Consider the following 12,800-nt stretch of genomic DNA (forward strand, 5'->3'; position numbering starts at 1 on the left):
GCAGCCACTATGCAAAATAAACAACTGACCATAAGCTCCAGCAACATTACCCGCTGCTTCCTGCTGTTTATCGTGCTGCTGACGATCGGCATCGGTCTGTATGGCTACAACTACACCAATGCCTGGCTGGCGGAAAAGAAGTACACGCTCAATAGCATCGCCGGTTCGCTGCAAAAGCGTATCGATACCTACCGCTATATGACCTATCAGGTCTATGACAAATTCGGCAATGCGCCGGCGCAGAATGTCGATCCTGGTTTGCAGGAAACCCGCCTGCGGCCCGACGTCTATTATGTCGAGAAACCGCACAAGAAAACCGACGCGGTGATCTTCGGCAGCCATGACGAGAACACGCTGGCGATGATCGCCAACATCTCGGACTACCTGGACACCCGCTGGGGCGCCAAGACCGAGAACTACGCCATGTATTACCTCAATGGTCAGGACAACAGCCTCAGCCTGATCACTACCCAGCCGCTCAAAGAGCTGGCTTCGCGCTTTCGGGAAAGCTACCTGACCACCTCGGCGGACGAACGCCGCGCCGAGATGCTGCAGCAGGCCAATATGCTCGACGAACGCGAGAGCTTTTCCGATCTGCGCAAGCAACGCTTCCAGAACGCCTATTCGTTTTCGATTCGCACCACCTTTAATCAGCCGGGGCATCTGGCGACGGTGATCGCCTTTGATTTGCCGATCAACGACATCATTCCGGCCAATCTGGCCCGCGCCAATTTCCTGCTGCTGCCGGATGATGTCGATCTCGACGACAGCACCATCCCGTCGGAAACCGTCCTCGGTACCCATGCAACGATGAGCGGGGGCTGGGTGGAGTTCAGCGCCGCCCTGCCCAATGCGCCGCTGAAGGTGGTGTATCGCGTTTCGGCTATCAATCTGGCCATCGATCTGCTGCGCAACAACATCTGGCTGATCGCAGTCAACTTGCTGCTGCTGGCGCTGTCGATGCTGAGCATCTACTTTATCCGCCGCCAGTACATTCGCCCGAGCGAAAACATGGCAGTGGAACTGGAGGCCGAGCGCGCGCTGAATCGGGAGATCGTCTCCAGCCTGCCCTCCGGCCTGCTGGTCTACAGCTTCGCCAACAATACGGTGATCGCCAGCAACAAAATCGCCGAACACCTGCTGCCGCATCTCAGCCTGCAAAAGATCGCCCATATGGCCGAACAGCATCACGGAGTGATCCAGGCGACGGTCAACAACGAGGTGTATGAAATTCGCATTTTCCGCAGCCAGCTCTCGCCGGACACCTACCTGTTCCTGATGAACGATCAGGATAAAGAGGTGATGGTGAACAAGCGGCTGCAGCAGGCGCGGCGCGAATACGACAAAAACGTTCAGGCGCGCAAACTGATGCTGCACAATCTGGGCATCGAGCTGAATCAGCCGGTACGTCAGATGCACGATCTGGTCGACCGCCTGCACAACCGGCCGGATGAGGAACAACAGCAGGCGCTGCTGGGCCAGCTGACGACGGCGTCGGCTTCGGTACTGGAGTTGATCGATAACATCACCCTGCTGACCCGGCTGGAAACCCAGGACTGGCAACCCACACGCGAGCCGTTCAACCCAACGGCGCTGATCGACGAGTTACTGCTGGAGGCCCTGCCTGCCCTCAATCAAAAGGGGCTGGCGCTGTTCAAGCATTTCCAGCTGGACGTCGAGCAGAACTATATCGGCGACGCCAACGCGCTGCGCAAGGTGATCTCGCTGCTGGTGCATTACGCCATTATCACTACCGCCTGCGGCAAGATTTCTCTGGTCATCGACCATGAGCCCGAGCACCCTGACCGCCTGATTTTCCAAATCAACGACACCGGCTCCGGCATCTCCAACGAAGAGATCAGCAACCTCAACTATCCGTTCCTCAGCCAGACGCTGGTGGACCGCTTCAACCACGGTTCCGGCCTCACCTTCTTCCTGTGCAATCAGCTGTGCAAGAAGCTTAACGGCCAGTTGGACATTCACAGCAAGGTGGATATCGGCACTCGCTACACCATTCGCGTCGCCATGGAGATGGAGAAAAAAGAACCGCAGGAGCAGGAAAAGCTGCTCGACGGCGTCACCACCCTGCTGGACGTCACGTCGGATGAAGTGCGCGGCATCGTGACCCGCCTGTTGCAGGCCTACGGCGCCGACTGTCTCGTCGCCGAAGATCGCGCGGTCAATCGCGATTATGACGTGCTGCTGACGGATAACCCGCAGCGGGCCGATGACTACACCCTGCTGCTGGCGACCGATGAGCCGGGTTGGCAAGCGCTGGATAAACGCTACATTAGGGTGAACTACAACCTGAACGGGGCATTAATCGACGCTGTGCTGATGTTGATCGAACAGCAAATGGCCGCGCTGGAACAGGAAGAAAGCCCGCTTTCATTGAGTTCAGAAGATATCCAACTCTATGAAAAACAATTGAAATCAAGTGATTACTATGGGCTGTTTGTCGATACAGTACCCGACGATGTCAAAAAACTGTATACTGAGGCGGGCAGCAGTGATTTCAATGCGCTGTCACAAACCGCACACCGCCTGAAAGGCGTGTTTGCCATGTTAAATCTGCTTCCCGGCAAGCAGCTGTGCGAATCGTTAGAACAGCGCATCGCAGAAGGTGATGCGCCCGAGATCGAGAATAACATCAGTCAGATTGATTTTTTCGTCAGCAGACTGCTGAAGCAAGGTAGCCAACAACATGAATAACCTGAACGTAATTATTGCTGATGACCATCCTATCGTACTGTTTGGCATCCGGAAGTCACTTGAGCAAATTGAATGGGTGAATGTCGTTGGGGAGTTCGAAGACTCAACCGCACTGATCAACAATCTGTCCAAGCTGGACGCCAACGTGCTGATCACCGATCTGTCGATGCCGGGTGACAAGTATGGCGACGGCATCACGCTGATTAAGTACATCAAGCGTCACTATCCGCAGTTGTCGATCATCGTGCTGACCATGAACAACAACCCGGCGATCCTGAGCGCGGTATTGGATCTGGATATCGAAGGCATCGTGCTGAAACAAGGCGCGCCGACCGATCTGCCGAAGGCGCTGGCCGCCCTGCAGAAAGGCAAGAAGTTCACGCCGGAAAGCGTCTCTAAACTGCTGGAAAAAATCAGCGCCAGCGGCTATGGCGACAAACGCCTGTCGCCGAAAGAAAGCGAAGTGCTGCGTCTGTTCGCCGAAGGTTTCCTGGTGACCGAAATCGCTAAAAAGCTCAACCGCAGCATCAAAACCATCAGCAGCCAGAAAAAATCGGCGATGATGAAGCTGGGCGTCGAGAACGACATCGCCCTGCTCAACTATCTCTCGTCCGTCAGCATGACGCCGTTGGACAAAGACTAAAGCCCGCCTCACGGCAGGTGAACGCCAAACAGGCACGGCATCCGCCGTGCCTGTTTGTTTTTCAAGCCTCGCTGCGGCTGTAGCGCACCTGTTGACTGTAGTAAGCCAGCGTCTGTTCCAGCGTCTCCAGCGTAACCGGTTTCGACAGGCAATTATCCATGCCCGCCTCGAGACAGCGCTGCTTCTCTTCCGCCAGCGCGTTCGCCGTCACGCCGATTACCGGCGCGCTGAACTGCATCTGTCGCAGTTCCTGCGTCAGGCGATAACCGTCCATGTTCGGCATATTGACGTCGGTCAGCACAATATCGACGTGATGCTGTTTCAGTACGCCGAGCGCGTCGACGCCGTCGTTGGCGGTCACCACCTGATACCCCAGCGACCCCAGCTGATCGGACAACAGGCGACGGTTGATCGGATGATCGTCGACCACCAGCAGATGAATATCGCCGTTGTCCGCCGCGCTGGCCTTGGCGGGCACCGGCAGCTGCACCAGCCCCTCTGCCGCGCCGCCGCCGACGCCAAACAACCGGTTGAGCAAGGTCAACGTTTCACGCGGCGTGGAGGTGCTGTGCATCCAATAGCCTGGCCGGGTTTCCTGCGACGGGCCGATATGCTCGGTGGAGAATTGGATCTGAGCCAGCAGCGGCGTGTCCAGCATCAGCGGGTAATCGCTGAGCAGCACCTCACCGGCAGCGGTCTCCTGCCCGTCATAGCGTTGGATATCGGCGCCGTAACCGCCCAGGATCGCCATCAGGTAGCTTTCCAGCCGCTGATTGCGGATATCCAGCCACAGCCGCCGGCCCTGCCAGGTATCGCTGGCCTGCGGGATCGGGAACTGGGCGTTGAACAGCGGAATGCGAATGCTGAACAAGCTGCCCAACCCCGGTTCGGACTCGACAGAGACATCGCCGTCCATCAGGTTGACCAATTTTTCGCAGATCGCCAGCCCCAAACCGGTTCCCTGGAAGTGGCGCTGAACACCGGTCCCCACCTGGAAGAACGGGTCGAACAGGCGCGAGACCTCTTTCTCCGGAATACCGACGCCGGTATCGCGCACGCTGAACTCCAGGTAGCTGCCGCGGGTGCAGACCTGCAGCACGATACAGCCGGTATCGGTGAACTTGATGGCGTTGTTCACCAAATTGGAGAGCACCTGCTGTAACCGCACCGGATCGCCGAAGATGCGCTCCGGCACGTTCTGTTCGATAAAGCAGTACAGCCCCAGACGTTTCTTGACCACCAGCGGCAAATAGTTGCCGGCGATATGGGTGATCACCTCCAGGCAGGAGAACTCGCGCGGTTCGATCTTCAACTGCTCGGACTCGATTTTGGAGAAGTCGAGAATATCGCTGATGATTTTCAGCAGCAGGCCGGAAGAGTTGTTCATCGCATTGACCAGCCGATCGACCCCTTGCGGCAACGCCTTGGTTTGCAGCAGATCGAGGTTGCCGATAATGCCGTACAGCGGCGTGCGCAGCTCATGGCTGACGGTAGCCAGGAACATAGATTTGGACTGGCTGGCCTGCTCCGCCGCCGCCGCCATCTCCTGCAACGACTCTTCCATCTTCACGCGCGCGCTGACGTCCACCAGCACGCAAATCGCCACCTCTTCGTTACGGTAGCGCGAGTGAACAAAGCTGATCTGCAGGTTGTTGTTGTTGCTGGTCATCACATCGACGAAATTCGCCTGCTGTTCGCAAATGATACGCGTAATGCGATCGCGATCTTCGTGGGTCAACAGGTTGATGTAGTTATGCGCCAGTTCGTTACTCAGGATATTGGTACCGTCGCTGATGCGCAGGATACAGATACCCACCGGCGCCGAGGCGACGATCTTGCGGTTGAACTGCTCGTGCTCTTCCAGGCGAAACGCGTTGTCCTCCGCCGGCAGGAACATCTTGCGCTCAAACAGCCACGCCAGCGTGAACAGCACGATGGCTGACAACAGGTTCAGCAACAGCGCGTTGAGGATCAGCATTTTGAAGCGTTCCACCACGCTTTTCACCGGCAGTGCATAGACGATGCTCAGCGAAGAAGGTGGCAGCGCTTTCTTCAGAATCAGGTCGCGGTAATTGTCGACATAGCCGAAGTACGCGTGCTCTACGGGATAGCTGTTAAGTGAGGCGGCATAACGATCGCCGTCCGCCAGACGCAGCACCGGCTCGTTGTTCTCATCCAGCAGCGTGACGCCGATCGGCAGGTTGCCGGCGGTAACGAAATCCTCCAACCGAACGGTTTGTTCGATGCCCAACAACGCCTCCAGCTTGTTGCCGATATAGATCGGCGTCAGTACATACAGATAACCGACGTCCGGCCGCTGCGCGCTGGGGCTGATCCAATACAGGTTGTTGTCTTTGTCCTGATTCTTGGCGTTGCGGTATTTCAGAATGCGCTCGTGCAGTGACTTCAGCACATTTTCCCGATTGGCACTCGCATTGCCGCCGCCGAATTCTGCCATACACAGGCTGTCGCCGCCGATGAAGAACACCCGGTTGAGATCGTAGGCCGCTACGAAGTTCTCTTTCCAATACTGGATCAGGCCGCTCAGTGAATCGAGCGAACTGCGGTAGGTGGTGCTCAGCGCACAGTTGGACTCCGGGTACAGCGGAAAGAATTGCGGCGGGCTGCCCTTGCCGGGAAACACACCGCTGAACATGTCCAGGCTGCTGACCGACCCGTTGAGGCGGTTCTCCGCCATATACTTGATGTCGCGGATGATGTCGGCGGAATGGCGGATATAGCCCTGTGCCTGGTCGAAATTGAGGTTGTACTCCTGCCGGATGTCCGATTCTTTCTGATGCAGGATATTCAGAATATAAAAGGTGGTGAGCAGCGCTCCCAACGACCACAGCAAAATCGCCAGCACCCGGAACAGATAGCGGGATATCTTCAGCGTAGTTCGAAAAGAGGCTAAGTATTTCAATCGGATACCATACGAAAGTCAGTGGCGGCGCACGCTATCGCCGGCACGGCGGCCGGCGGCTCGGTGCGCCAATTAAACCATATAACTGAAAAAGGGCCTAGCATCGCTGCCAGGCCCTTTTGTCTCAGTGCATTACGGTGTCGGCATGCCGACGCCCTCACCTTGCTTTAAACGTTGTCGTCGTCCATCGGCTCAGCCGCGTCGTCGCCATCGTCCAGCGGCGTGGTGTCTTCTTCCACCGCTTCCTCGCCCGGTTCCAGGCTATCCAGCTCTTCGTCTTCCACCGGTTCGGCCACGCGCTGCAGACCGACGACGTTTTCGTCTTCCGCCGTGCGGATCAGCGTCACGCCCTGGGTGTTACGGCCCACCACGCTGACTTCCGAAACACGGGTGCGCACCAGCGTGCCGGCATCGGTGATCATCATGATCTGATCGCTGGTTTCCACCTGCACGGCGCCAACCACCTGGCCATTACGCTCGCTCACCTTGATGGAGATAACCCCTTGGGTGGCGCGTGACTTGGTCGGATACTCGGTCACGGCGGTACGTTTACCGAAGCCGTTTTGCGTGACGGTCAGAATGTCGCCTTCGCCGCGCGGCACGATCAGTGAGATCACGCTGTCGCCTTCGCCGAGGTTGATGCCGCGCACGCCGGTCGCGGTACGGCCCATCGAACGCACCTGCGCTTCCGGGAAGCGCACCACTTTACCGTTGGCGGAGAACAGCATCACTTCGTTGCTGCCGTCGGTCAGATCGACACCGATCAGCTCGTCGCCCTCGTTGAGGTTGACGGCGATGATGCCGGCGCTGCGCGGACGGCTGAACTCGGTCAGCGCGGTTTTCTTCACGGTACCGCTGGCGGTGGCCATGAACACGTGGCGCCCTTCTTCATACTCGCGTACCGGCAGGATGGCGGTGATACGCTCATCGGCTTCCAGCGGCAGCAGGTTGACGATTGGACGACCGCGCGCGCCACGGCTGGCTTCAGGCAGTTGGTACACCTTCATCCAGTACAGGCGGCCACGGCTGGAGAAGCACAGGATCGTATCGTGGGTGTTGGCCACCAGCAGGCGATCGATAAAGTCTTCTTCTTTAATACGCGCGGCGGACTTGCCTTTGCCGCCGCGGCGCTGGGCTTCATAGTCGGACAGCGGCTGATACTTCACGTAGCCCTGGTGAGACAGGGTCACCACCACGTCTTCCTGGTTGATCAGGTCTTCGATGTTGATGTCGGAAGTATTGGCGGTGATCTCGGTGCGACGGCCGTCGTTGTACAGCTCTTTGACCGCCACCAGCTCTTCGCGGATCACTTCCATCAGGCGCTCTGGGCTTTCCAGAATAAAGATCAGCTCGGCGATGAAGTTGAGCAGCTCTTTATATTCTTCCAGCAGCTTTTCGTGCTCCAGGCCGGTCAGTTTCTGCAGACGCAGATCCAGAATCGCCTGAGCCTGCTGCTCGGTCAGGTAGTACTTGCCGTCGCGGATGCCGAACTCCGGCTCCAGCCACTCAGGGCGGGCGGCGTCGTCACCGGCGCGTTCCAACATGGCGCTGACGTTGCCCAGATCCCACGGCTGAGCTACCAGCGCGACTTTCGCTTCCGCCGGGGTCGGCGCACGGCGAATCAGTTCGATGATTGGATCGATGTTGGCGAGCGCGATAGCCAGCGCTTCCAGGATATGGGCGCGATCGCGGGCTTTGCGCAGTTCGAAGATGGTGCGGCGGGTGACCACTTCGCGGCGGTGGCGCACGAAGGCTTCGAGGATGTCTTTCAGGTTCAGCAGTTTAGGCTGCCCCTGATGCAGCGCAACCATGTTGATGCCGAAGGTGACCTGCAGTTGCGTCAGCGCATACAGGTTATTCAGCACCACTTCGCCGACCGCGTCGCGTTTGACTTCGATGACGATGCGCATGCCGTCTTTATCGGACTCGTCGCGCAGCGCGCTGATGCCTTCCACGCGTTTTTCTTTGACCAGCTCGGCGATCTTCTCGATCAGACGCGCCTTGTTCACCTGATACGGGATCTCGTGAACGATGATGGTTTCGCGCCCGCTCTTGGCGTCGGCTTCCACTTCCGCGCGCGCGCGCAGGTAGATTTTGCCGCGCCCGGTGCGGTAGGCCTCTTCAATACCGCGGCGGCCGTTGATGATCGCCGCCGTCGGGAAGTCTGGCCCCGGAATGTGTTCCATCAGCCCTTCAATGCTGATGTTTTCATCGTCGATATAGGCCAGGCAGCCGTTGACGACTTCCGCCAGGTTGTGCGGCGGGATATTGGTGGCCATGCCCACGGCGATGCCCGATGAGCCGTTGACCAGCAGGTTCGGGATCTTGGTCGGCATGACGGCCGGGATCTGCTCGGTGCCATCATAGTTAGGCACGAAGTCGACGGTTTCTTTTTCCAGATCCGCCAACAGTTCGTGAGCAATTTTGGACATGCGCACTTCGGTATAACGCATCGCCGCGGCGGAGTCGCCGTCGACGGAACCGAAGTTACCCTGACCGTCCACCAGCATGTAGCGCAGTGAAAACGGCTGAGCCATACGCACGATAGTGTCATAAACCGCGCTGTCACCGTGCGGGTGATATTTACCGATCACGTCCCCGACGACACGGGCCGATTTCTTGTATGGTTTATTCCAGTCGTTACCCAATACGCTCATCGCGTACAGAACGCGGCGGTGAACCGGCTTCAGTCCATCACGAACATCTGGCAGCGCACGTCCGACAATAACGGACATCGCATAGTCCAGATACGAGTTTTTCAACTCGTCTTCGATGTTTACCGGTGTGATTTCTCTGGCAAGGTCGCTCATGGAGCTGCTATCCCTCTACTAATGATTCATCTGCCCGCTGCCATAGTGGCAAAGGTGTAAAACTATATCACAAAGCACGCTTTACGGGAAAATAACCGCCGCTGTTTCACGGAAATTGTGCAGATAAGTGCGCTAAAAACGCATCGGCGCAGACGATGCCGCGCCGGAACATGTATAATCCGCGCAACGAGAACAAGGAGCCAGACCAGCCCATGAACGCAGAATCATCCAGCCGAGTGCAAAACGTTGACCACCAGGAAATCGCCAAGTTCGAGGCTGTCGCCTCCCGCTGGTGGGATCTGGAAGGCGAGTTCAAACCGCTGCACCGCATCAACCCGCTGCGCCTGAACTACATCATGCAGCGCGCCGGCGGCATCTTTGACAAGCAGGTGCTCGACGTGGGCTGCGGCGGGGGCATTCTGGCGGAAAGCATGGCGCGCGAAGGCGCCAAAGTGACCGGCCTGGACATGGGCGCAGAGCCGCTGCAGGTCGCCCGGCTGCACGCGTTGGAAAGCGGCATGGACGTCACCTATGTGCAGGAAACCGTAGAAAGCCACGCTCAGGCCAATCCGCAGCGCTACGACGTGGTCACCTGTATGGAGATGCTGGAGCACGTGCCCGATCCGGCCTCGGTGGTGCGCGCCTGCGCCCATCTGGTGAAACCGGGCGGTCACGTGTTCTTTTCCACTATTAACCGCAATACCAAAGCCTGGCTGATGGCGGTGATCGGCGCCGAGTACGTACTGAAGATGGTGCCGCAGGGCACCCACGATCATAAGAAGTTTATTCGCCCGTCCGAACTGATCGGCTGGGTCGACGGCACGCCGCTGCGCGAAAAGCACATGATCGGCCTGCATTACAACCCGATCACCGATCATTTCAAGCTTGGGCGCAACGTTGACGTGAACTACATGGTGCACACCCAGCACGAAGGTTAAGCACGGTAAACCGCGCCGGCCCTGCATTACCGGGGGGCGGCGCCAACGCGGTATTAGGAAAAATACCTAATTTCCGCGACTTCGATCAAAATAGCGGTTGTAGACAGTTTTTTAGAATATTAAATCAGATCAATATGCCGTTTTTTTCTAACGTTTAATAAAGCGCCAAACGATCGGTTTTTTCAGTTTTTCAGTAAAATCTGATCGTGCTTATTGACAAGCTTGTCGCGCCAGTCACGGCGCGCACTGCGAACGGCAAGTGGCATTTCACCCCCAAGTTATCCACAAATTAGGCCGGTTTTGTTCACTTGCAAACGCCGTTTTTTCTCACTATCTTGTTACCTCACCGACATACAACCCCTATATATAGTGTTTACATACTGAGCAGAGCGACTACACTTCTGCTTAGGGGCACCATACGGACAGGTAAAACACCACATGAACCAAAGTCTGCTTGTAACTAAACGCGATGGCCGTAAAGAGCGCATCAATCTCGACAAAATCCACCGGGTCATCGATTGGGCCGCTGAGGGATTACACAACGTCTCGGTTTCTCAAGTAGAGTTGCGTTCACACATTCAGTTTTATGACGGCATCAAAACCGCCGACATTCACGAAACCATCATCAAGGCCGCAGCTGACCTGATCTCCCGCGATGCGCCGGACTATCAGTACCTGGCCGCTCGCCTGGCGATCTTCCACCTGCGTAAAAAGGCTTACGGCCAGTTTGAGCCACCGAAGCTGCACGCCCACGTCACTCGCATGGTCGAGATGGGCAAATACGATAAGCATCTGCTGGAAGACTACAGCGCTGAAGAGTTCGAGCAGATGGATTCCTTTATCGATCATTGGCGCGACATGAACTTCTCTTATGCCGCCGTCAAGCAGCTGGAAGGCAAATACCTGGTGCAGAACCGCGTCAGCGGCGAAATCTACGAAAGCGCCCAGTTCCTGTATTTGCTGGTGTCTGCGTGCCTGTTCTCCAACTACCCGCGTGAAACCCGTCTGGACTACGTCAAACGTTTCTACGATGCGATTTCCACCTTCAAGATTTCGCTGCCTACGCCGATCATGTCCGGCGTGCGCACCCCAACCCGCCAGTTCAGCTCCTGCGTGCTGATCGAGTGCGGCGACAGCCTGGACTCCATCAACGCCACCTCCAGCGCCATTGTGAAATACGTTTCGCAGCGCGCCGGCATCGGCATCAACGCCGGCCGCATCCGCGCGCTGGGCAGCCCGATCCGTGGCGGTGAAGCCTTCCATACTGGCTGCATTCCGTTCTACAAACACTTCCAGACCGCCGTCAAATCCTGCTCACAGGGCGGCGTGCGCGGTGGCGCGGCAACGCTGTTCTACCCGATGTGGCACCTGGAAGTAGAAAGCCTGCTGGTGTTGAAAAACAACCGTGGCGTTGAAGGCAACCGCGTGCGTCACATGGACTACGGCGTGCAGTTGAACCGCCTGATGTACCAGCGTCTGATCAAGGGCGAAGACATCACCCTGTTCAGCCCGTCCGACGTGCCGGGGCTGTACGACGCGTTCTTCGCCGATCAGGACGAATTCGAGCGCCTGTACACCCAGTACGAGAAAGATGACAGCATTCGCCAGAAACGCGTGAAAGCGGTTGAGCTGTTCTCGTTGATGATGCAAGAACGTGCCTCTACCGGCCGTATCTACATCCAGAACGTCGACCACTGCAACACCCACAGCCCGTTCGATCCGCAGATCGCGCCGGTGCGTCAGTCCAACCTGTGCCTGGAAATCGCCCTGCCGACCAAGCCGCTGGAAGACGTCAACGATGAAAACGGCGAGATCGCGCTGTGTACCCTGTCTGCCTTCAACCTGGGCGCGATCGACAGCCTGGACGACCTGGAAGAGCTGGCGACCCTGGCGGTGCGTTCACTCGACGCCCTGCTGGATTATCAGGATTACCCGATCAAGGCTGCGCACCGTGGCGCGATGGGTCGCCGCACCCTGGGCATCGGCGTCATCAACTTCGCTTATTACCTGGCGAAGAACGGCGTACGCTATTCCGACGGCAGCGCCAACAACCTGACCCACAAAACGTTCGAAGCCATTCAGTACTACCTGCTGAAAGCCTCCAACCGTCTGGCTCAGGAACAAGGCGCTTGCCCGTGGTTCAACGAAACCACTTATTCGCAGGGCATCCTGCCGATCGACACCTACAAGAAAGACCTGGATGCGATCTGCAGCGAGCCGCTGCACTACGACTGGGAAACCCTGCGTAAAGAGATCCAGGAAACCGGCCTGCGCAACTCGACGCTGTCCGCCCTGATGCCATCGGAAACCTCTTCGCAGATTTCCAACGCCACCAACGGCATCGAGCCGCCGCGCGGCCACATCAGCATCAAGGCGTCGAAAGACGGCATCCTGCGCCAGGTGGTGCCGGAGTATGAGCGTCTGAAAGACAACTACGAGCTGCTGTGGGAAATGCCGAGCAACGACGGCTATCTGCAGCTGGTTGGGCTGATGCAGAAATTCATCGACCAATCGATCTCGGCCAACACCAACTACGATCCGACCCGCTTCCCGGGCGGCAAGGTGCCGATGAAGCAGCTGTTGAAAGACCTGCTCACCACCTACAAGTTCGGCGTGAAAACGCTGTACTACCAAAACACCCGCGACGGTGCGGAAGACGCCCAGGAAGATTTGCAGCCTGCCAAGGCCGGCGATGACGACTGCGAAAGCGGCGCCTGCAAGATCTAAAGTTTGACCTAGCGGGCCGGAATTTTCCGGCCCCTTCATTTAGCCAC

6 protein-coding genes are annotated in these 12,800 nt (G+C 57.5%); 4 read left to right on the plus strand and 2 right to left on the minus strand.

Annotated elements, in window-relative coordinates; translation table 11 throughout:
• Positions 1-9: 9 nt before the first annotated feature.
• Together rcsD and rcsB are read left to right on the plus strand one after the other, a co-directional pair.
• Positions 10-2,712 carry a phosphotransferase RcsD gene (gene rcsD, locus GUC32_RS16910; protein WP_265527242.1) on the plus strand — a complete coding sequence of 901 codons (2,703 nt, stop codon included), beginning with the start codon at positions 10-12 and terminating at the stop codon, positions 2,710-2,712.
• Positions 2,705-3,355 (plus strand): response regulator transcription factor RcsB, encoded by a 651-nt coding sequence (gene rcsB / locus GUC32_RS16915; RefSeq protein ID WP_004935900.1) that lies wholly within the window; start codon positions 2,705-2,707, stop codon positions 3,353-3,355. The genes rcsD and rcsB overlap by 8 nt, the downstream gene beginning before the upstream one ends.
• Positions 3,356-3,416: 61 nt before the next feature.
• Here the strand turns inward: rcsB and rcsC are convergent, their stop codons facing one another.
• A complete protein-coding gene (gene rcsC, locus GUC32_RS16920) occupies positions 3,417-6,278 on the minus strand; it encodes a two-component system sensor histidine kinase RcsC (RefSeq protein ID WP_025303638.1) in 2,862 nt (953 codons plus the stop codon).
• A 167-nt stretch (positions 6,279-6,445) separates the two neighbouring features.
• Positions 6,446-9,088: a DNA topoisomerase (ATP-hydrolyzing) subunit A gene (gene gyrA, locus GUC32_RS16925; RefSeq protein WP_308370323.1), complete on the minus strand. Its 2,643-nt coding sequence runs from the start codon at positions 9,086-9,088 to the stop codon at positions 6,446-6,448.
• A 212-nt stretch (positions 9,089-9,300) separates the two neighbouring features.
• Here gyrA and ubiG point away from each other — a divergent pair, with 212 nt between their 5' ends.
• On the plus strand, positions 9,301-10,026 hold the full coding sequence (gene ubiG, locus GUC32_RS16930) for a bifunctional 2-polyprenyl-6-hydroxyphenol methylase/3-demethylubiquinol 3-O-methyltransferase UbiG (RefSeq protein WP_025303640.1): 726 nt from the start codon (positions 9,301-9,303) through the stop codon (positions 10,024-10,026).
• A 438-nt stretch (positions 10,027-10,464) separates the two neighbouring features.
• Positions 10,465-12,753, plus strand: coding sequence for a class 1a ribonucleoside-diphosphate reductase subunit alpha (nrdA, locus tag GUC32_RS16935; protein ID WP_025303641.1), 2,289 nt, complete (start codon positions 10,465-10,467; stop codon positions 12,751-12,753).
• Positions 12,754-12,800: the final 47 nt, after the last annotated feature.

This window comes from Serratia sp. NGAS9 (assembly GCF_009905295.1).
In the GTDB taxonomy this organism is placed as follows: Bacteria; Pseudomonadota; Gammaproteobacteria; order Enterobacterales; family Enterobacteriaceae; genus Serratia; species Serratia bockelmannii.

What these genes read in the sequence shown, in the direction of transcription:
- ubiG (WP_025303640.1), top strand. Translation starts at nt 9,301, where the DNA reads ATGAACGCAGAATCATCCAGCCGAGTGCAAAACGTTGACCACCAGGAA.
- rcsB (WP_004935900.1), top strand. Translation starts at nt 2,705, where the DNA reads ATGAATAACCTGAACGTAATTATTGCTGATGACCATCCTATCGTACTG.
- nrdA (WP_025303641.1), top strand. Translation starts at nt 10,465, where the DNA reads ATGAACCAAAGTCTGCTTGTAACTAAACGCGATGGCCGTAAAGAGCGC.
- gyrA (WP_308370323.1), bottom strand. Translation starts at nt 9,088, where the DNA reads ATGAGCGACCTTGCCAGAGAAATCACACCGGTAAACATCGAAGACGAG.
- rcsD (WP_265527242.1), top strand. Translation starts at nt 10, where the DNA reads ATGCAAAATAAACAACTGACCATAAGCTCCAGCAACATTACCCGCTGC.